General features: G+C 73.3%; 21 protein-coding genes. 7 read left to right on the forward strand and 14 right to left on the reverse strand.

Going from position 1 to position 19,884, the window contains the following annotated elements; genetic code table 11:
* The 4 genes from UW392_RS23535 to UW392_RS23550 all read right to left on the reverse strand — a co-directional run.
* The coding region (locus UW392_RS23535) for a TerD family protein (protein WP_320777080.1) at nucleotides 1-570 on the reverse strand (570 nt) is incomplete at its 3' end.
* Between the two features lie 30 nt (nucleotides 571-600).
* Nucleotides 601-1,179, reverse strand: coding sequence for a TerD family protein (locus UW392_RS23540; RefSeq protein ID WP_320777081.1), 579 nt, complete (start codon nucleotides 1,177-1,179; stop codon nucleotides 601-603).
* A 191-nt stretch (nucleotides 1,180-1,370) separates the two neighbouring features.
* Nucleotides 1,371-3,512, reverse strand: coding sequence for an excinuclease ABC subunit UvrB (gene uvrB / locus UW392_RS23545; protein WP_320777082.1), 2,142 nt, complete (start codon nucleotides 3,510-3,512; stop codon nucleotides 1,371-1,373).
* Nucleotides 3,513-3,552: 40 nt separating this feature from the next.
* On the reverse strand, nucleotides 3,553-4,434 hold the full coding sequence (locus UW392_RS23550) for an MHYT domain-containing protein (RefSeq protein ID WP_320777083.1): 882 nt from the start codon (nucleotides 4,432-4,434) through the stop codon (nucleotides 3,553-3,555).
* Between the two features lie 277 nt (nucleotides 4,435-4,711).
* On the opposite strand from UW392_RS23550, the gene UW392_RS23555 reads away from it, so the two are divergent.
* Nucleotides 4,712-5,590 (forward strand): glycerophosphodiester phosphodiesterase, encoded by an 879-nt coding sequence (locus tag UW392_RS23555; protein WP_320777084.1) that lies wholly within the window; start codon nucleotides 4,712-4,714, stop codon nucleotides 5,588-5,590.
* A gap of 73 nt (nucleotides 5,591-5,663) precedes the next feature.
* A complete protein-coding gene (locus UW392_RS23560) occupies nucleotides 5,664-6,218 on the forward strand; it encodes a methylated-DNA--[protein]-cysteine S-methyltransferase (RefSeq protein WP_320777085.1) in 555 nt (184 codons plus the stop codon).
* A 305-nt stretch (nucleotides 6,219-6,523) separates the two neighbouring features.
* Here the strand turns inward: UW392_RS23560 and UW392_RS23565 are convergent, their stop codons facing one another.
* The 3 genes from UW392_RS23565 to UW392_RS23575 all read right to left on the reverse strand — a co-directional run bounded on the left by UW392_RS23565 (nucleotide 6,524) and on the right by UW392_RS23575 (nucleotide 8,575).
* Complete coding sequence (locus tag UW392_RS23565; protein WP_320777086.1) at nucleotides 6,524-7,330, reverse strand: class I SAM-dependent methyltransferase; 807 nt, start codon at nucleotides 7,328-7,330, stop codon at nucleotides 6,524-6,526.
* Nucleotides 7,331-7,391: 61 nt separating this feature from the next.
* Nucleotides 7,392-7,820 (reverse strand): CBS domain-containing protein, encoded by a 429-nt coding sequence (locus UW392_RS23570; RefSeq protein ID WP_320777087.1) that lies wholly within the window; start codon nucleotides 7,818-7,820, stop codon nucleotides 7,392-7,394.
* Nucleotides 7,821-7,933: 113 nt separating this feature from the next.
* A complete protein-coding gene (locus UW392_RS23575; protein WP_320777098.1) occupies nucleotides 7,934-8,575 on the reverse strand; it encodes a uridine kinase in 642 nt (213 codons plus the stop codon).
* 49 nt (nucleotides 8,576-8,624) lie between these two features.
* Between UW392_RS23575 and UW392_RS23580 the strand changes: the two genes are divergently transcribed.
* Together UW392_RS23580 and UW392_RS23585 are read left to right on the forward strand one after the other, a co-directional pair.
* Nucleotides 8,625-9,311 carry a DUF2293 domain-containing protein gene (locus tag UW392_RS23580; protein ID WP_320777088.1) on the forward strand — a complete coding sequence of 229 codons (687 nt, stop codon included), beginning with the start codon at nucleotides 8,625-8,627 and terminating at the stop codon, nucleotides 9,309-9,311.
* 114 nt (nucleotides 9,312-9,425) lie between these two features.
* On the forward strand, nucleotides 9,426-9,905 hold the full coding sequence (locus UW392_RS23585) for a DUF1772 domain-containing protein (RefSeq protein ID WP_320777089.1): 480 nt from the start codon (nucleotides 9,426-9,428) through the stop codon (nucleotides 9,903-9,905).
* 93 nt (nucleotides 9,906-9,998) lie between these two features.
* On the opposite strand, the gene UW392_RS23590 is transcribed toward UW392_RS23585, so the two are convergent.
* From UW392_RS23590 to UW392_RS23600, 3 genes are all read right to left on the reverse strand, one after another.
* Nucleotides 9,999-10,802 (reverse strand): SAM-dependent methyltransferase, encoded by an 804-nt coding sequence (locus tag UW392_RS23590; RefSeq protein ID WP_320777090.1) that lies wholly within the window; start codon nucleotides 10,800-10,802, stop codon nucleotides 9,999-10,001.
* A gap of 231 nt (nucleotides 10,803-11,033) precedes the next feature.
* Nucleotides 11,034-11,294: a DUF397 domain-containing protein gene (locus UW392_RS23595; protein ID WP_320777091.1), complete on the reverse strand. Its 261-nt coding sequence runs from the start codon at nucleotides 11,292-11,294 to the stop codon at nucleotides 11,034-11,036.
* The gene (locus tag UW392_RS23600; protein ID WP_320777092.1) at nucleotides 11,291-12,154 is read right to left on the reverse strand and encodes a helix-turn-helix transcriptional regulator; all 864 of its coding nucleotides are present in this window, start codon (nucleotides 12,152-12,154) and stop codon (nucleotides 11,291-11,293) included. The genes UW392_RS23595 and UW392_RS23600 overlap by 4 nt, the downstream gene beginning before the upstream one ends.
* Before the next feature lie 404 nt (nucleotides 12,155-12,558).
* Between UW392_RS23600 and UW392_RS23605 the strand changes: the two genes are divergently transcribed.
* From UW392_RS23605 to UW392_RS23615, 3 genes are all read left to right on the forward strand, one after another.
* Nucleotides 12,559-13,236: an ATP-binding protein gene (locus UW392_RS23605; RefSeq protein ID WP_414496654.1), complete on the forward strand. Its 678-nt coding sequence runs from the start codon at nucleotides 12,559-12,561 to the stop codon at nucleotides 13,234-13,236.
* Nucleotides 13,233-13,688 (forward strand): hypothetical protein, encoded by a 456-nt coding sequence (locus UW392_RS23610; protein ID WP_320777094.1) that lies wholly within the window; start codon nucleotides 13,233-13,235, stop codon nucleotides 13,686-13,688. Before UW392_RS23605 ends, UW392_RS23610 begins: the two co-directional genes overlap by 4 nt.
* A 429-nt stretch (nucleotides 13,689-14,117) precedes the next feature.
* Nucleotides 14,118-15,992 (forward strand): ABC transporter ATP-binding protein, encoded by a 1,875-nt coding sequence (locus tag UW392_RS23615; protein ID WP_320777099.1) that lies wholly within the window; start codon nucleotides 14,118-14,120, stop codon nucleotides 15,990-15,992.
* A gap of 28 nt (nucleotides 15,993-16,020) precedes the next feature.
* Here UW392_RS23615 and UW392_RS23620 read toward each other — a convergent pair whose 3' ends face one another.
* From UW392_RS23620 to UW392_RS23635, 4 genes are all read right to left on the reverse strand, one after another.
* Nucleotides 16,021-16,194 (reverse strand): hypothetical protein, encoded by a 174-nt coding sequence (locus tag UW392_RS23620; RefSeq protein ID WP_320777095.1) that lies wholly within the window; start codon nucleotides 16,192-16,194, stop codon nucleotides 16,021-16,023.
* Nucleotides 16,195-16,346: 152 nt separating this feature from the next.
* A complete protein-coding gene (locus UW392_RS23625) occupies nucleotides 16,347-17,039 on the reverse strand; it encodes a DUF899 domain-containing protein (RefSeq protein WP_320777096.1) in 693 nt (230 codons plus the stop codon).
* Between the two features lie 125 nt (nucleotides 17,040-17,164).
* Nucleotides 17,165-18,553 (reverse strand): amidohydrolase, encoded by a 1,389-nt coding sequence (locus UW392_RS23630; protein ID WP_320777100.1) that lies wholly within the window; start codon nucleotides 18,551-18,553, stop codon nucleotides 17,165-17,167.
* A 161-nt stretch (nucleotides 18,554-18,714) separates the two neighbouring features.
* A partial coding sequence (locus UW392_RS23635; RefSeq protein ID WP_320777097.1) for an FUSC family protein occupies nucleotides 18,715-19,884 on the reverse strand: 1,170 nt, incomplete at its 5' end.

Below are 19,884 nucleotides of genomic sequence, written 5' to 3' on the forward strand. Positions count from 1 at the left end.
CGCCGCCACCGAGCGGGCCAGGCCCCGCGCCACCGCCTCGTCGATGGTGGCCGCGAGCCGCGGCGCCTCGGGCAGCCCCTGGTCGGCGAGGAGGTCGGCGAGGCCGCCCGCGTAGCCCTGGCCGACCGCGCGCACCTTCCAGGCGTCCTGTCTGCGGTAGAGCTCCAGGGCGACGACGGCCGACTCGGCGTCCAGGCCGGTGAGGGTGTAGCCGGCGACCGGGGTGCCGTCGAGGCCGGTGACGGCGAGGCGCGGGGCGGCCGCGGCGCCGAACCGTACCGGTCCCCCGGTGCCGGACGGCAGCGCCAGCAGCACGCTCACCCGGTGCACGGCCTCGGGCAGGGCGTCCAGGTCCACGGCGAGGCGGTGGTCGGCCGCCACCTGCCCGGACACCTCGATACCCGGCAGGGTGCGCGCACCGGGATGGAGCACCCACTCCACACCGTGCACCGTGCCGTGCTCGTCGCCCAGCGTGGCGCCCGCCATGACCGGCTCGCCGGCCGAGACCCGCACCTCGAGCCGGACCTCGGGGAGCGGGTGGTTCTGCCCCCGCACCAGCTCGGCCGTCATCGCCTTCGTCCCCCTCCCGAACCGTCGGCGTTACAGGACCGGCAGGATCGTCGGCATCAGGTCCTGGAAGGTGCGGCCGTTGGCCGGGACACCGAGGGCGGTCATCTGCCAGCCGCTGCCCGAGCGGTGCACCTTGGCCATGATCTGGGCGGTGTACGCGCCGCCGCCCGCGAGCGTGTAGCGGGCGAGCTCCTGGCCGTTGGTCTCGTCGACCATGCGGCAGAACGCGTGTCGCACCTCCTGGAAGGTCTGGCCGGTGAAGGAGTTCACGGTGAAGACGATCTGGTCGATGTGGACCGGGACGCGCTGCAGGTCGACGAGGACGGCCTCGTCGTCACCGCCCTGGCCGACACCGCCGACGAGGTTGTCGCCGGTGTGGCGCACGGAGCCGTCGTCGCTGACGAGGTGGCGGAAGAAGACGACGTCGACGGGCTGCTTGTCCGCGAACAGCACGGCGGAGGCGTCGAGGTCGACCTCACGGGTGCGGGTGCCGAACAGTCCGCGCCGGGGGGCGGCCTGCCAGCCCAGCCCCATGCGCACCGCGGTCAGCGTGCCCCCGTCGTCCTTCTGCAGGCTGATGGCCTGCCCCTTGGTCATGTTGACCGTCACGCCGTTCCCCTCTCGTGCTGCTCCCCTGTTGCCGCGCGACCCGCGGTTGACCTGAACACTACGGTTCGGCACCGACAGCGCCGTACCGCGGATCGCACTTTGTGTCGGTCCTGCAACACAGCGCGCCCGCCCCGCCGGGGACCGACGGGGACGGGGCGCGGGCCGGCGGGGCGGGCGGGACGGGGAGACCGTCAGGCCAGGCCCGCCTCCCTCATCTGGCGCAGCTCCTTCTTCATCTCCGACACCTCGTCGCGCAGTCGGGCGGCGATCTCGAACTGGAGCTCGGCGGCCGCCGCGCGCATGCGGTCGGTCATCTGCTCGATCTGCTCGGCGAGTGCGGCGGCCGGGCGGTCGGTCGGCACCGTCCGAGCCGCCCCGCCCTTGCCCTTGGCGGCCTTGGTGCCCTTGTCCGCCTTCCCCAGGGAGGGCACGGGGGCCTTGGCGCCCTTGCCGTCCTTCGTGCTGCGGTAGCCGGTGCCGAGCAGCTGCTCCGTGTCGACGTCCTCGCGGGCGATCTGCGCCACGATGTCGTTGATCTTCTTGCGGAGCGGCTGCGGGTCGATGCCGTGCGCCGTGTTGTAGGCGACCTGCTTCTCCCGGCGGCGGTTCGTCTCGTCGATGGCCCGCTCCATCGACGGGGTGATCCGGTCGGCGTACATGTGGACCTGGCCGGAGACGTTGCGCGCCGCGCGGCCGATGGTCTGGATGAGGGAGGTCCCGGAGCGCAGGAAGCCCTCCTTGTCGGCGTCGAGAATCGCCACCAGGGAGACCTCGGGCAGGTCGAGGCCCTCCCTGAGGAGGTTGATGCCGACCAGGACGTCGTACTCCCCGGAGCGCAGTTCGCGCAGCAGCTCGACGCGGCGCAGGGTGTCGACGTCGCTGTGCAGGTAACGGACCTGGATGCCGAGCTCGACGAAGTAGTCGGTGAGGTCCTCGGCCATCTTCTTGGTGAGCGTGGTGACGAGGACGCGCTCGTCCTTCTCGGTGCGCTTGCGGATCTCGTGCACCAGGTCGTCGATCTGGCCCTCGGTGGGCTTGACCACGACCTCGGGGTCGACCAGGCCGGTGGGGCGGATGATCTGCTCCACGTGGCCGTCCCCGCGCGAGAGCTCGTACTGGCCGGGGGTAGCCGACAGGTAGACGGTCTGGCCGACGCGCTCGGTGAACTCCTCCCACTTCAGCGGGCGGTTGTCCAGCGCGGAGGGCAGCCGGAAGCCGTGGTCGACGAGGGTGCGCTTGCGGGAGGCGTCGCCCTCGTACATCGCGCCGATCTGGGGCACGGTGACGTGTGACTCGTCGATGACGAGGAGGAAGTCCTCGGGGAAGTAGTCGAGCAGCGTGTTCGGCGCGGATCCGGGCTCGCGCCCGTCGAAGTGCATCGAGTAGTTCTCCACGCCGGAGCAGGTGCCGATCTGGTGGAGCATCTCGATGTCGTACGTGGTGCGCATGCGCAGCCGCTGGGCCTCCAGCAGCTTGCCCTGCTTCTCCAGCTCGGCGAGGCGCTCGACGAGCTCCTTCTCGATGTCGGTGACGGCGCGCTGCAGCCGCTCCGGTCCCGCGACGTAGTGGGAGGCCGGGAACACGTAGAGCTGCTGGTCGTCGCTGATGACCTCGCCGGTGAGCGGGTGCAGGGTGGAGAGGGCCTCGATCTCGTCGCCGAACATCTCGATGCGGACGGCGAGCTCCTCGTACACCGGGAAGATCTCGATGGTGTCGCCGCGGACGCGGAAGGTGCCGCGGGTGAACGCCATGTCGTTGCGCGCGTACTGGATGTCGACGAAGCGGCGCAGCAGGTCGTCGCGGTCGATCTCGTCGCCGACCCGGAGCGGGACCATGCGGTCCACGTACTCCTGCGGGGTGCCGAGGCCGTAGATGCAGGAGACGGAGGCGACCACGACGACGTCCCGGCGGGTGAGCAGCGAGTTCGTCGCGGAGTGGCGCAGCCGCTCGACCTCCTCGTTGACCGAGGAGTCCTTCTCGATGTACGTGTCCGACTGGGGGACGTACGCCTCGGGCTGGTAGTAGTCGTAGTACGAGACGAAGTACTCGACGGCGTTGTTCGGCAGGAGCTCGCGGAACTCGTTCGCCAGCTGGGCGGCCAGTGTCTTGTTCGGCGCCATCACCAGGGTGGGGCGCTGGAGCTTCTCGATCATCCACGCGGTGGTGGCGGACTTGCCGGTGCCGGTCGCGCCCAGCAGGACGACGTCCTTCTCGCCTGCCTCGACGCGCCGGGCGAGCTCGGCGATGGCCGTGGGCTGGTCGCCGCTCGGCTGGTAGGGGCTGACGACCTCGAAGGGCGCCCCCGTGCGTTCGATCTGGGTTACTGGCCGCATGGCATCAACCGTACGACCCCCCACTGACAACGGGCCCGGTTCACCGGTTCTGCGGGGTGCGGGAGCCGGGGTGCCTGGGGTGGCCGTGGTGCCGACGGAGCCGGGTGACCTCGCGTCCGCCCAGGTGGGAGGCGGTGGCGTGGGCGGGGATGCCGGGACGGTGCGCCTCGGGGTCGACGTCGCGCCCGCCCGTGACCATGCGCGGGTCGAACAGCACGACGGCGCCGGCGAGACAGATCAGGAGGAGCGGGCCGATCATCATAGGCGCGAGCAGGGCCCCGGCCGACTCGCCGTCCGGGGTGCCACCCGTGTCGTGGACGTGGACGCTGAGGGCGGCCATGCCCGTGTAGTGCATGCCGGTGACGGCGAGCCCCATGACGAGGCTCGCGCCGACGCTCCACAGGAAGCCGCGGACCTGTCCGGCCGCCCACAGGGCGGCGATGGCGGCCACGACGGCGATGACGACCGAGGCGCCGACGGTGAGCGTGTTGTACCGCAGCTCCCCGTTGAGCCGCATGCCGGCCATGCCCAGGTAGTGCATCGAGGCCACGCCCAGCCCGGTGATGGTGCCCCCGGTGAACAGGGCCGCCCCGGTCGCGCCCCGGTGGCCGACGACGAAGATGCCGACGCCTGTCATGACGATGGCGAGGGCGAGACTGGCGAAGGTGATCAGCGGGTCGTAGTGGACCGGGGTCTCCCGCACCTGGAAGCCCGTCATGGCGACGAAGTGCATGGTCCAGATGCCCGAACCGATCGCCGCGGAGCCGAGGGCGAGCCAGCCGGCCCGCCCCCGCCGGGAGCGCGTCACGAGCAGCGATCTCATCGTGCAGCGCAGCCCGAGCGCACCCCCGAGGCAGGCCATGAGATAGGCCACCGCTGGTGTGACGAGTCCGTAACTGAAGCCGTCGACCGTGCCCTGCATCCGCGGCTGCCCTTCCCGCCCTGACGTTTCCGTGACTTCCGGTGCATGTTCCCGCTCCCGACCGCGGCAACGGTCATGGCTGAAGCAGAGAGTATGACCCTTACTGGAATGGTCGAACGATATTCCGGCAAAGAAACACGGAGCTGCCCCACTTGTGCGGTGGCCGTGAGCACGCCGGGACCACACCATTCAATTCATGGCCATCCTGAACCCCCTTTCCGTTGACGCTCCGCTGCCACCGTTGAGCCGTTCGTGATCACCTATGCGAGGAGTACGCATGCCTGTGCGTTCCGTTGCCGCCGGAGCCTCCGCGTTCGTGGGGATGACCGCCGCCCTCCTGTTTCCCGCCCCCGCCGCCCACGCGGCCCCCGCGACCGACCGCCCGGTCGTGGTGGCGCACCGCGGGGCCTCCGCCTACGCGCCCGAGAACACCCTGGCGGCCGTGGACAAGGCCGCCGACCTGGGTTTCCGCTGGGTCGAGAACGACGTCCAGCGCACCAAGGACGGTGAACTCGTCGTCATCCACGACACGACGCTGGCGCGCACCACGAACGTGGAGGAGCTCTATCCCGGCCGGTCGCCGTGGAACGTGCGGGACTTCACCGCCGCGGAGATCGCGCGCCTGGACGCGGGCAGCTGGTTCGGCTCCCGGTACGAGGGCGCGCGCGTGCCGACCCTGGAGCAGTACGTCGACCGCGTGTCACACAACCACCAGAAACTCGTCCTGGAGATCAAGAGCCCCGAGCTCTACCCGGGCATCGAGCAGCAGACCCTGAAGGTGCTGTCCAACGAGGGGTGGCTCAGCCCGGGGCACCAGCGGTCCCGGCTGGTCGTGCAGAGCTTCAGCGCGGACAGCGTGCGTACGGTGCACGAGCTGCGCCCGGGCGTGCGCACCGGCTTCCTGGGCACCCCCGCCGTCGCCGAGCTGCCCGAGTACGCGCGGTTCGCCGACCAGATCAACGCGCGGTACACGACGATCTCCGCGGAGTACGTCGCCGCGATCCAGGCGAACGTCGGGCCGCACGGGAAGCCGCTGAAGATTCTCACCTGGACCGTGGACACCGCGGCCGACGCCCGCCGCGTCGCCGGCTACGGCGTGGACGGCATCATCACCAACGCCCCCGACGTCGTGCGCGAGGCGACGGGCGGCTCCTGACCCGGCGCCCACCGCCGTGGCCGGGCGTCCGGGCCGCCCGGCACTGTCAGTGGCCCGCCGTACGGTGGACCGCATGAACAGTCATGGGCAGGAGGAGCGACGGCTCGTGTGGGCCGTCGCCGGCACGGACATCGGTCCGCTGCTGCTGGCCGCGACGGGCGACGGCCTGGTGAGCGTGGTGTTCCACGCCACCGACGCGGTCCGTGACAGGGCGCTGGAGCGGCTCGCCTCCCGGCTCGGCGCCGAGCCGGTCCACGACCCGGACGCTCCGCTGCCGGCCGAGGCGATACGCCAGGTCGCGGCGTACTTCACGGGCGGGCGCCGTGACTTCGAGCTGCCGCTGGACTGGTCGCTGAGCTCCGGCTTCAACCGCCGTGTGCTGCGCGAGCTGGCGTCCGGCGTCCCGTACGGCACGGTCGTGGGCTACGGCGAGCTGGCCGGCCGGGCGGGGCAGCCGGGCGCGGCCCAGGCGGTGGGCATCGCCATGGCGTCCAACCCGCTCCCGGTCGTGGTGCCGTGCCACCGGGTCGTCGAGAGCGACGGCGGGATCGGCGGGTTCGGGGGCGGCCTGGACACCAAGCGGAAGCTGCTGGCCCTGGAAGGGGTGCTTCCGGAGCCCCTGTTCTGACGGCCCGCACGATTACGGCACCGCCCGCGGGCCGACGGTTCGCTCCGCGTGGTGCCGGGCCGTGCCGCGGGCGCCGAACGCGTCGTAAGGGGAGGTCGGAGACGGGACGGACCGCTCCTCCAGCCGTGCCCGCGGCGCCTCGAAGCCGTCCCGCCCGAAGGACAGGCACACGTGCGGAGGGGGATGTGGTGCTCTGGGTGCGGGACCCGGTCACCGCGGCCGAGTTCCATGAGGGGGCGGAGGCACGCGCCGGCCTGGGCCCATGCCGGACGACACGGCGGGCCCCCTCCCCCGCCCCGCCCGCCTCACGCCCGCCTCCCCCAGGCGGAGATCATCGGCGCCGTGGCCAGGTCCAGGCCGCCGGAGGCCACGTGCGCGAGGTGCCGGTCGATCTCCTCGTCCGTGGCGAGGCGCGAGGTGACGAGCTCCGCGCGGACCTGACGGATCGTCGCCGACTCCAGGGCCGCGCAGGCGGGCGAGGCGACCGGGAAGTACGCCTCGGCCCGCACCCCGCGCAGGCCGCCCTCGCGCAGCAGACGCGGGAGGCTGCGGCCGTACGCGAGGTCGATGCCGCGCCGGGTGAGCAGGGTGCGGAAGGCCTGGCGCAGCCGGTTCGCCAGCTGCTGCTCGGGGCCGTGCTCGTCGGGGCAGGCCAGCGGCTGGAGGGCCGGGTCGGCGTCCTCCACCAGCAGTCGCCCGCCGGGCCGCAGGGCCCTGATCATCGAGCGCACCGCCCGTTGCCGGTCCGCCACGTGGAGGAGGGCGAGCCGGGCGTGGACGAGGTCGAAGCCCTCCCCCGGTGGGTCGTCCGCGCCCACGTCGTGGACGAGCGCCTCGACCGGCGGGCGCGCGACGGGGAGCATCCAGGAGGTGTCGGCCCCGGTCGCGAGCACCCTGCCCGTCGGTCCGACCTTCTTGGCCAGCCAGGAGATGACGGAGGTGCCGCCCGCGCCGACCTCCCAGCAGCGCCAGCCGTAGCCGAGGCCGAAGCCCTCGATGTGCCGGAACGTCGTGGGGTCGAAGAGGGGCGCGAAGGCGTCGAGGCGCGCCCCGGCCTCCGCCGCTGCCTGGGACTGCCGGTGGTCCAGGAGATGTCCACGTGTCTGCATCATGACGTGATCATCCCATTTGACCTACTTTCCCCTATTCAGCGACGCTCCCACAGTCAGTCGGTCACCGGGCGGGACCCTGCGCGTAGACGCGCCCGGCCCAGGACGCGATCTGGTGCTCCGGCAGGTGCCGGGCCAGGTCCGCCTCACTGATCATGCCGACGAGACGCTTGTCCGCGATCACGGGGAGCCGGCGGATCTGGTGCTCCGTCATCTCCTCGAGCACCTGGCCGACATCGGCCTCCGCGTCGATCCAGCGCGGTGTGCCCTTGGCCATCTCCCCGGCGGTGACCCGGGACGGGTCGTGCCCGAGGGCCACGCACCCGACCACGATGTCCCGGTCGGTGAGGATGCCGCAGAGCCGTTCGTCGGCGTCACTGATGGGCAGGGCGCCCACGTTCAGCTCGCGCATGAGCTGGGCGGCGCGGTCCAGGGTCTCGTGGGCGGGGATCCACTGCGCGCCCCGGTGCATGATGTCTCCGGCGGTGGTCATGGCGTACCTCCCGGTACCGGACGGCCGGCGCGGCGCGGGACGCTCCGCGTGTCCCGGCTCCCCGCATTCTCGTCGCATGCCGGGAGCGGCGCACCCCTGGACGGGCGCCGCGTTCAGCCGTTCCAGGCCGGGTGCCGGGGGTCGTCGGCGCGCACCAGGACGTCCGCCGTGGCGGCCGGGTCGGCCTCCGCCTCGTAGCGCTCGTGGGCGGGGAGCGTCCAGTGCTCGCCCTCGGGGGTGCGGCGGCGCAGGGCGCCCGGGGAGAGGCGGACGTGCACGGTCAGGTCGAAGGGGAACCAGTTCTTCAGCAGGAGCGGCCCGTGCAGCAGCAACAGCCCGCCGGGCGGCAGTTCGCTGTACGGGCTGCGGGTGGCGCGGTCGGTGGCGGGATCCCACAGGTCGGGCAGGACGCGGCCGGTCCCGCCGGGTTCGAGCGGGCCGAACACCTCGCGCCACAGGGCGGGGACGTCGAACCAGCCGTCGTAGTACGCCTCCACGTCCTCGTGCCCGTACTCGAACCGGAGGGAGGCGGGCCGCAGGAAGCCCTCGGTGCCGACGACGAGGGAGGGCCGCCCGCGCAGCCGCAGCGCCTCGGCCACGCGCCGGGCGAGGTCGCCGGGGCGGGCGGCCGGGGCCCCGTCGAAGGCGACGCGCGGCCGGCTGCCGCCGTCGTCCGGCTCCAGGTCGAGCAGCCGGTCGGCGAGGAGGTCGCCGAGCCGTTCCCAGGTGATCGCTTCGAGTCGCACCCCTCCCATGATGCCGCCGCCGGCTTGCGCACCGGAGCGGGCCGGGAAGGAACCCCCCATGACCGCGGCCTCCTCGACTCCCCCGTCCGGTACCGGTCCCGTCGTGATCCAGGCGCTCGGGCGCAAGTACTGCGCCGAGTGCCGGAGCGGGCCGCTGTCGCTGCTGGTGCGGGAGGACGGCGCGCCGAGGTGCCTGGACTGCGCCGATCTCGGGCACCTGGTCTTCCTGCCGCGCGGGGACACCGCCCTCACGCGCCGGTCACGCGAGGAGAGTGCGCTGTCCGCCGTGGTCGTACGGTTCGACCGGCGCCGTAGCCGGTACGAACGGCGGGGCATCCTCGTCGAGGAGGCGGCGCTCGCCCGGGCCGAGCAGCGGTGCCTGGCCGACGCGGAGGCCCGGCGCCGGCGCCGGCTGCGGGACGCCGAGCGGCGGGCGGCCGAGGACGTGCGGTTCACGGACGCGTTCGCGGACGGGATACGGCGGCTGTTCCCCGGCTGCCCCACCGGACGGGCACGGGCGATCGCCGTGCACGCCTCCCTGCGCGGCAGCGGCCGGGTGGGCCGGAGCGCCGCCGGGCGGGCGCTGTCCGGGACCGCGCTGACCTCGGCGGTCGTCGCCTCCGTACGGCACCTGGACACGCCGTACGACCGACTGCTGATGAGCGGGGTGCCCCGGCACGAGGCGCGCCGGCGGATCGCGGGGACGGTGGAGGAGGTGCTGCGGGCGTGGCGGACGGCGGGGTGAGGGGCGCCGCGTGTGCCGCTGGACGCTCACGTATGCGTGCGCGCCTCCCGGCCATGGTCGTCACGTGCGGACGGGTGTTCACTCGCCGGGAGGAACGAGACGCGGGGAGTGGACATGATCGAGGGGCCGTACTTCGTGCTGACGGTGCTGGGGATCCTCGGGACCGGACTGGTCGCGGGGGTGTTCTGCGGGTTCTCCACGTTCGTGCTGAAAGGGCTGGCCGCGCTGGAGCCCGCGCGGGGCGTGGCCGCGATGCAGGCGGTCAACGTCGCCGCGGTGACCCCCGCCTTCATGGCCGTCTTCCTCGGCACGGCCGTGCTCTGCGCCGCGCTGGCACTGGTCACGCTCCTGCTGTGGCCGGCCGGGGGCGCGGTGGAGCTGCTGGTGGGGAGCGCGCTGTACCTGGCCGGTTCCTTCGGGGTCACGGCGGCCGCGAACGTGCCGCGCAACGAGAAGCTGGCCGCGCTGGAGGCGGGCACGCCGGAGGCCGCCGCGTACTGGCCGGCGTACGTCGGCGAGTGGACGAGGTGGAACCACGTCCGCACCGTCGCCTCGGCCGCCGCGACGCTCTCGTACGTGCTGGCCCTGACCTGACACCGGCCGGGGTCCGCCCACAGGCGCCGAGGGGCGGGCGGTGGTCTCCGCCCGCCCCTCGGCGGTACCTGGCGCCCCCTACCGGGGGACGCGTCAGGCCTTGCGGCCCACCGCCGCGTACCCGGGGATCACGTCGTCGTCCTGACCGGGCACCGGCTCGCCCAGTTCGGGGTGCCAGTCGGTCACCTGCGACACGCCGGGCTCGACGAGTTCGAGGCCGTCGAAGAAACGGGAGACCTCGTCGCGGGAGCGCAGGGCGAGGGTGATGCCGCCGGCCTTGTACGTCTCGGTCGCCGCCCTGGACTTCTCCGGGGTGAAGTCCCCCGACGCGTGGGAGACCACCAGGTGGCTGCCGGAGGGCAGCTCGGACATCAGCTGCTCCACCAGTTCGTAGGCGCCGTCCTCGTCGGGGACGAAGTGCAGCAGCGCGATGAGCGACAGGGCCACCGGCTGCCGGAAGTCCAGCACCTCCTTGGCCTGCGCGACGATGGTGGCCGGGTCCCGCACGTCCGCCTGCACGTACTCGGTGACGCCCTCGGGCGTACCGCGCAGCAGGGCCGCCGCGTGGGCCAGCACGATCGGGTCGTTGTCGCAGTAGACCACCCGGGCGTCGGGCGCGACCCGCTGGGCGACCTGGTGCAGGTTGGGCTCGGTCGGGATGCCCGTGCCGATGTCCAGGAACTGCCGCACCCCCTGCTCGGCCAGCCAGAGCGTGGCGCGGTGCATGAAGGCGCGGTTGACCCGGGCCAGCACCGGCGACCGCGGCTCCAGGGCGATCATCTTGCGGCCCAGTTCCTCGTCGACCGGATAGTTGTCCTTGCCGCCGAGGAACCAGTCGTACGTCCGCGCCGGATGCGGTCTGCTCGTGTCCAGGTTCAAGGGGCCCTGCCCGGTCATGGGGAACTCCGTAGATCTGTGGGGTGCGTGAGGTGCTCGGCGGTCGCACGGTGCCCGTCGGCCGGGCGCCGGCTGACGGGCACGTGCTGGCTGACGGTCAGATTCGACCAGTCATGTGCTCAATTCCAGTGCTGATTCAACAAAGTTGACTGAAACATCGGCGCTCCGGCCGACTGAAAAAGGGCTGTACGGCAACGGCATTTCTTACGACAGGCCTGACGGCGGCGGGCCCTACGACAGCAGGAAGTCGGCCACCCCCGCCTTCGCGCCCTGGATGAACGCGTTCATCTCGTCGGGCGTGTAGATCAGCGCGGGACCGTCCGGGTCGGTGGACTGGCGTACGGCGACCCTGCCGTCGGCGAGCTTCATCGCCTCCAGGCAGTTGCCGCCGTTGCCGCCGCTCCAGGGCTTGTGCCAGCCCTCACTGCCCAGTTCACGGGCGGGCATACCGTTGTAGACGGGAGAGTACGACTGATGCTCGATGCGGTTCATCGGTGCTCCTTGCGGAGATCCCGGAGGATCTCCTTCGTGCGTTGTGCTGTGGCGGCCTGTGCCGCCATGCGGTCCATGACCTCGAGGTGGGTCGCCACCTCGGAGCGCGCGTCCAGGTAGACGGCGCCGGTCAGGTACTCGCTGTAGACCATGTCGGGAAGTTCCGGCACGGCGAATCGGAACAGCACGAACGGCCCGTACGTGCCGGGATGCGGCCCCCGGTCGAAGGCCGCCACCTGCAGCGTCACATGGGACAGCTCGGTCGCCTCCAGCAGCCGGTCGAGCTGGGCGCGCATGACCTCAGGGCCGCCGACGGGGCGGCGCAGCGCGGTCTCGTCCATCACGATCCACAGCCGGGGCGCGTCCTGCCGGGTGACCAGTTCCTGGCGCTGCATGCGCAGGGCGACGTAGCGGTCGATGTCGTCGGGCCGGGTCTGGCCGAGGGCGCCGGCCTTCATGACACCCCGGGCGTACTCCTCGGTCTGGAGCAGTCCGGGCACGAAGTGGGGCTCGTACGAGCGGATGAGGCTCGCCGCGCCCTCCAGGCTCACGTACATCGAGAACCAGTTCGGCAGGATGTCGTGGTAGCGCTGCCACCAGCCGGGCCGGTTGGCCTCCTCGGCCAGCTGGACGAAGGACTCGGTCTCGTCGTCGGGAACGCCGTAGGCCTTCAGCAGCAGCTGGAGGTACGGGATCTTGAGGGCGACCTCGGCCGTCTCCATGCGGCGCACGGTGGCGGGCGCCACGCGCAGCACGCGGGCGGCGTCCTCACGCTTGAGGCCCGCCCGCTCCCGCAGGTCCAGCAGGCGCCGGCCGAGCACGACCTGGCCGACCGTCGGCGCGGACCGCGGTTCGCTCATCCCGTTCCTCCTCCCGGCCCGCCGGCACGGTCGTCGCCGCTCCCGGCAGTCGTGTGGCTGTTGTCCGCTTCCGGCACCGCCCGTGTGACTGCTCCCGACAGCCCTGCGGCGCCCGTCGGGAGCGTTCGGCATACCCGTGCGTGTTCGCGTGATCACCCGCGGAACACCTGTACGGAGGCCCAACTGGCGCCGCGAAACGTGCTGTTGGGAGCAGTGTGCCACGGCTGTTCAGAGAGTCGCACAGCACTCTGCAAATTTCAGAGTGACACTTGCCAAGTGTTCCTGGCGGGGCGATAGTGGCAAGCGTGATTCCGCCCGCGCCTTTAGGAACAGAAGCCGTCCCGGACCGGTCCGCGTCCGGGACGGAAGCCGAAGCGCGCCCCTCGCACGGCAGGAGATCCGGCGTGCGCCCCGAAGCGGCCGGTGAGCGCCGGTTCCGCTTCGAGCTGGTCGCGCATCCGGCGTCGGTCGCCCGGGCCCGGCGGCTGACGCGGGCCCGGCTGACGGGCTGGGCGCTGTGCGAGGACACCTGCGACACCGCCGCCCTGGTCGTCTCGGAGCTGGTCACCAACGCGATCGTGCACGCCGCCGGCGAGCGGGTCGTCTGCGAACTGCACGACACCGAGGAGCGGATGCGGATCGCCGTACGGGACGAGGGGTGCGCCCCGGGCACCCCGCGGCCCTCACCGCGGCGGCCCGAGGAGGAGCACGGGAGGGGACTGCTGCTCGTCGAGGCCGTGTGCCGGGCGTGGGGCGCCCACGAGGCGGGCGCCGGGCTGCTCGTCTGGGTCGACCTCCCCCGCTCCACCCGGACACCGCACCCCGCGGAGGGCACCCGTCCCGCGACCGCCCTCATCCCGGCGCAGTCGTCCCGTTCCGCACGATCGTCCCGCCGACCGGCGGAGACGATCCGGCCCGTGGAGCCCGCACGCCCTTCCGGCGCCGCGCCGCAGCCCGCGGACGGCACCGCCCCGCACACCGCGGCCCGCTCCGACCTCGGCTGGAGCGCGCGGAAGCCGCCGGCGGAGGACCGGGGCAACGGCACGCGCGCGCCCCGCGGAACGGGGGCGGAGTGGAAGTGAGGACCTCGGCCGGGACGTACCCGGTGACCCGTACGGCCGCGGTGGTGTGCCTGGACACCCTGATCCGCCTGCGCCGCGGACAGCGGGCCCCCGAGCCCGCCCGGCGCCTGACGCTGCCCGCGGGCATGACCGCCCCCATGGGCTGCGACGCGGTCGCGATCCCCGCGGACCTGGGACCGGAACTCATGGCGCGGCTGCCCCGCGTGGGATGCGTGTACGCCGACGGCACCCACTGGTGGTGGCTCGTGCCGGCCGACTCCGACTACGCCCTGCGGTGGCCCGCGGCAGCCGGTTACAGCACGGGTGCGCTGCTGCCGGACGCGCCGACCGCCCCGGACCTCGTCCACCGGCCGGCCGGGACGATCCCCTACACCCCGCCGATCCCGCTCTACCTGGCGCTGTGCCGGGTGACGGGGACGACACCCACCTGGTCGGAGCCGCTCACCGCGTGACCGGCCGACCGCCGGTCCTCACCGCGTGACCGGTCGGTCATCGGTCGTCCGCGGACCCACGGTCGCCGCCATGGCACGGGCCACCGCCCGGCCGGCGGACCACCGCTCCCACCTCGCTCCCACCGCTCCCCCACCACTGCTTCCCACGGCCCCCCGCCGCTTCGCACGGACGTACGGCGGCTCGCGCCCGGCGCACCCCCGGCCGGCCGACGCGAGACGGTCGTGCGCCCTGGTCGCCCGGTGTCCGCCCCGCCATAGTGGCCACCCCATGACCAGGGCACCTGACCAGGGAGGCCGATGGTGGGCACGGCGCACGATGCGGACGGACACGGCACCGGCACGCCACCTGGAAAGCGCGCGCGACGGGACCGCGCACCGGGACCCTCCGAGTCCGAGGTACTGCTCTTCGGCGGTCCGCTGCGCTACGACATGGGCTGGTCGCAGCACCAGGACGCGTTCCTGGAGCTGAACTTCCGGGCGATGGTGCGGCGGCTGCCGTCCCTGCTGGCGGTCGGCTTCCGGCTCGCCTGGCAGGCCGACCGGCGGGCCGCCCGCACCGTGCTGGCCGCCGAGATCGGCCAGGGCCTGGCCCAGGCGGTGAGCCTGCTGGCGGTCAACTCCGTACTGGCCCGGCTGCTGGCCGACGGCCCCGTCGAGGACCGCCTGCGGGACGCGGCACCCGTGCTCGTCGCGGTCGCCGTCGTCATGATGGTCGCCGCCCTGCTGCGGGCCGCCTCCACCTACGCCACCGGCCGGCTGGAGCCGCGGGTGGAGCGCGTGGCGACCGAGCAGTACCTGGAGTGCGCCGCGGCCGTGGAGCTGTCCGCGATCGAGGACCACGCCTTCCACAAGCTGCTGGACACCGCGAAGTGGGGCGCCCAGTCCGCCCGCCGCATGATCGCGTACTCCGCGCGCGTGGTGAACGCGCTGATCTCGCTCGTCGCGGCGGCCGGTGTCCTGACGGTGCTGCACCCGGCGCTGCTCCCGCTGCTCATCACCATGACGCTGCCCAGTGCCTGGAGCGCGCTGACGATCGCCCGGCGCCGCTACACGTCCTTCCACGCCTGGGTGCAGCACTCGCGCGCGGGACAGCTGATCGCCAGGCTGCTCACCGAGCCGGAGTCCGCGCCGGAGATCCGCGTGCACGGGGTCGGCCCGTTCCTGCTGCGCCACTACCGCGCGATGTCGGAGTCGGCGGAGGCCGAGCAGGCGCGGCTGGCCCGCCTCGCCGCGCGTACCGGGCTGATCGCGGCCTTCTGGACGGGCCTGGCCACGGTGGCCACGTACGCGACGCTGGGCGGCCTGCTGCTCACGGGCGCCATGGCGCTCTCCGTGGCGGCCACGGCGGTGATCGCGATCCGTACCGGGTCGGCGAGCCTCAACACGCTCGTCCTGGAGGTCAACTCGCTGCACGAGGAGGCCCTCTTCGTCGGCGACATGCAGCGCCTGTACGCGGAGGCGGACCAACGGGCGATCCCGGCCGGCGGCGACCCGCTGCCCGAGCGGCCCGCCGAGATCAGGCTGGAGGGCGTCACCTTCTCCTACCCCGGCAAGGCGGGCCGCCCCGCCCTCTCCGACGTCACCCTGAGCGTGCCCCTCGGCCGGATCGTCGCGCTCGTCGGGGAGAACGGCTCGGGCAAGACGACGCTGGTCAAACTGCTCGCCGGGCTGTACGAGCCGGACAGCGGCCGGATCCTGTGGGACGGCGTGGACGCGGCGCGGGCGGACCGGCACGAGCTCGCCGAGCGGATCGCGATGGTCGCCCAGGACTTCAAGCGGTGGCCGTTCACCGCCCGGGTGAACGTGGCGGTCGGCCGTCCCGCGGCGCCGCTGACCGAGGAGCGGCTCGCCTCCTCCGTCGCCGAGGCCGGCGCCGAGGAGGTGCTGGCCGATCTGCCGCGCGGCCTGGACACCCTGCTGGCGCGCGGGTTCAGCGGGGGACACGAGCTGTCGGGCGGCCAGTGGCAGCGGCTGGGCATCGCGCGGGCCGCCTACCGGCGGGGACAGATCCTGATCGTGGACGAGCCGACGGCCGCGCTCGACGCCCGGGCGGAGCTGGAGGTGTTCGAGAAGATCCGCGCCCTGGCGGGCACCGGCCAGACGGTCGTCCTCATCACGCACCGGCTGGCGTCGGTCCGCCACGCGGATCTGGTGCACGTCCTGGACCAGGGGCGGCTGGTGGAGTCCGGCACGCCGGACGAACTGCTCGCCGCGGGTGGCGTCTACGCGGAGCTGTACGCGTTGCAGGCGCGGCAGTTCACGGCGGAGGTACCGGTCAGGAGGCCGGCCGACGCCACCCGGTGATCATTCGGCGGTGTGCGCGCCACCGCGCTCACTCGATGGCGTCCGCCCCGCGGACGATCACCAGGAACGTGTCCGTGGCGAGGTCCATGACGACCTCCGCGGCCTGGCCCTCCAGGCGGCGCGCCTGCGCGAACTCCTCCGCCGGCCAGGACCCGCGCGGCCCGCCGGCGGGAAAGCGCTCCAGCACCGTTCTCCCGTTCACCCTCCACCTCCCTGTCAGGGGTGTACGCCCTGTCGCGGTGTACTCATAGAGTTAAACGCCCAGGACAGGGTGAAGGGCTCGCTGAGTGACGGGACTGAGACCTGGCTGACACCTGGTCAGCATCATGCATCACGCGGAGTCAGTGCACGGTCTCAATCCTCGTACTCGTCGTGGTAGCGGACACGGGGGCTGCCGGCCGGCGCACCCAGCTCGGACGCGCGCCCCTTGGGCTCCTCCCACTCCTCCTGCCGCCCCAGGGCGGTGAGGTCGAGGATGCTGGTCGTGGAGCCGAGCCCGTCCAGTCCGCGCCCGTACGTCGAGTACGTGTGGAAGACGCGGTCGCGGTCGCGCAGGAAGCAGCTCAGCCCCGGCCGTTCGACCGCTTCGCACCCGTCCGTTCCGAACGACACCTGGAAGTCCTGGTTGAAGTCGTTGGCGTACGACGAGTACCAGGGCACCGTCCACCCCATCCGGGCCTTGAACGGCAGGATCCGGGTGTACGGCGCCCGCGAGACCACGGCGAACTCGGTCCCCCGCGCGCGCAGGTGGGCGAGGTGGCCGATCTGGTCGAGGAACGCCGAGCAGCTGCGGCAGCCCGCCTCCCACTCCGGCGCGAACATGAAGTGGTACACGACGAGCTGGAACCGCCCGCGGAAGAGGTCGAGCAGGGTCGCCTTGCCGTCGCCGCCCTCGAAGACGTACTCCTTGTCGACCCCGACCATCGGCAGCCGCCGCCGCTCGGCGTTCACCTCGTCCCGCGCGCGCGTGGCGGCCTTCTCCCTCGTCAGCAGTTCCTCGCGCGCGGCGCGCCACTCGTCGCGCGAGACGATCCGCGGAAGTGTCATCGGTCCTCCTGGAACACGGTCTCCTGCGGGGTGGACCGGGCCCGGGGGCGGAACTCATCGGTGGGCGCGCGACTTTCTCCGCCGCTTCCCCGCGGGGCGTCTCACCGCTGGTTCCGCCGGGTGTCTCACTGCGGCGGCCTGTCGTAGTCCTGGATGCGCCTCCCGTGGCTGCGGTCGACCAGTGCGGGCAGCCGCCCGTTCAGCTCCCGCACGGTCTCCGGCACGTCGATGGTGAGGAGTTCACGGTCCCGCATGAGGACGCGGCCGTCGACGATCGTCGTGCTGACGTCACCGGGACGGACACTGTGCACCAGGGTGGCCGCGAGGTCGTGGACGGGCTGGGTGTGCGGTCCGCCCAGGTCCACCAGGACGATGTCGGCGCGCCGGCCGGCGGCGAGGCTGCCGACGCGGTCCCCCAGCCCGACGGTGCGCGCGCTCTGCAGCGTCGCGTGGTGCAGCGCCTGCCGCGAGGTCAGCCAGCGCGGGTCGCCCTCGGCCGCCTTCTGCACCAGCGAGGTGAGCGCCGTCGCCTGCCACATGTCGAGGGAGTTGTTGGAGGCGGCGCCGTCCGTGGCGAGCCCGACGGGGACGCCGATGCCGCGCAGGGCCCGTACCGGCGTGGTGGACCAGGCGAACTTGAGGTAGCCGCGGGGCGCGGTGGCCACCGCGACGGGTCCGCCGGCGCGCTCCAGCACGGGCAGGTCGCGCTCGACGATGCCGGTGCCGTGGGCGATCAGGACCCCCGCCGGGAGGTCGAGGAGCCCGGTCCGCTCCAGCACCTCGACGGGTGTCACGCCGTGCCGGGCGAGGCTGTTGTCGGTCTGCTCACGGCTCTCCGCGGCGTGCAGGTGGACGGGCAGGCCGTGCTCGCGCGCCAGGCCGGCGGTCGCGGCGAGGTCGGCGTCGTCGACGGTGTAGGGGGCGTGCGGGGTGAGCGCGGTGGTGATGCGCCCCCCGGCCGCGCCCCGGTACCGCAGGGCGAACTCCAGCGACGCCGCCCGGCCCGCCGGTCCCTGCGAGGAGAAGAACGCCTCCCCCAGGTGCGCGCGCAGACCGCTCTCCTCGGTGACGGCGGCGACCTGGTCCATCGCGAAGTAGTGGTCGGCGAAGCAGGTCACCCCGCCGCGGATCATCTCCGCGCAGGCGAGCCGCGTGCCCAGCTCCACGTCCTTCGGCGTGAGGTTGGACTCGATCGGCCAGACGACGTCGTCGAACCACTCGCGGGCCGGCAGGTCCTCGGCGACGCCCCGCAGGGCCACCATCGCCGCGTGCGAATGGCAGTTGATCAGGCCGGGCACGGCGACCTGTCCGCGGGCGTCGATGTGCTGGGTGGCCGCGAGCGGTACGCGGACCTCCCCGGCCGGGCCGACGCGGTCGATGCACCCGCCCCGTACGACGATCACGGCGTCCTCGACGAACCCGACCCGCTCCTCCTCGTCGTGCACGAGGGCCGTGCACCCGGTGATGACGAGATCGGCGGGCGACTCCGACGGCGCCTGCGGCTGCGGCTGCATGTGTGTCCGCGCCTGCGTCCGTGTCTGCCGCGTCGTCGCGGGGGGCGTCATGCGGTCACGGTACGGCGGGGCCGTGTCCCCGGGAAGGCGGGCACGTGAACCGGGGAGCAGAAACGATTCTCACCGCATCCGGCCCCCACCCCGTCCCCGCGCCGGGCCGCTCACCCGGCCCGGCGCAGACTCGAGGACTTCTTCCGGTCCTCCGACGCCCCCTCACCGCCGCCGCCCAGGCCGATCCGCCGGCGCCGTTCCCGGAGCTCGTTCAGGAGGGAGTCGATCCCCCGGGTGTACGCCGGTACGAGTCGCCCCTCGTCGTCGAGGTGGACGGCGCACGCGGTGGTGGTGTCGACCAGGCGTTCGAGGGTCGCGGCGACCTCGTCCGCGCCCTTCGCGCGCCGGGCCACGGTGGGCAGCTCGGCGGCGGCCAGGTCGATCGCCGCACGGGCCTCGGCGAGCGTGCGGTAGGCCTCACGGCGCAGCACCCACCGGCGGGCGCGGTCGTCCGACCCGCCCAGCACATGGCGGAGGTAGGCGTCGGCCGCGTCCGTCGCCCGCTCCAGCCGGGCCCGGACGCCCCCGCCGTGCTGCCCGGGCACCGGCAGGTGGCCGACGATCAGGACGATCGCGCAGGCCAGCAGCGTCTCGCCGATACGGCTCACGGTGGCCTCCGGCGATCCGCCGAGGTCCACCAGGGCGAGCACGATCACGGTGGCCACCGCGGTCATGGCGGCGAAGTGCCGCAGCGCGACCGGGATCAGCGCGCCGCTGACGGCGACGAGCGCGACCAGCCCCGTCGGCCACGGCAGCAGGGCGGCGCACCCGGCGAAGACGGCGGCGCCCAGCACGGTGCCGGCGGCCCGGCTCAGCACCCGGGACACGAGCGGCCCGAGGTCGGGCTTGACGAGGAAGACGGCCGTGACCGGCATCCAGTACCAGTGCGTGTGGTGCAGCGCCTGTGCCACCGCGGCGCTCACCCCGTAGGACACGGCGACCCGCATGCCGTACTCCCGTCCGCCCGGACCGGCGGCGGCGCGGACGAAGTCCTTGGCGGTACGGGCCCGGCGGTGCAGCCCGTGCTGGAAACCGTGGTGACGGCTCTCGTCCGGCCGGTCGAACACCTCGGCGGCGCGCAGCAGGGCGTCGTCCAGGGCCCGCAGCCCGGGCGCGTGGCGGGCCGGCGCGGGCAGGGGGCCCGTGTGCCCGCCCGCCCGTACGGCGGCGGCGAGGCGCCGCGGCCCCTCCGCGGCCCGCCCCGGCAGGACGTCCCCGGCCCAGGCGAGCGCGGTCGCCGCCTCGGCGAGCGGGAGCGCGGCGGCGTACTGGGCGTGCAG

The sequence above is a fragment of the Streptomyces sp. CRN 30 genome, assembly GCF_034105845.1.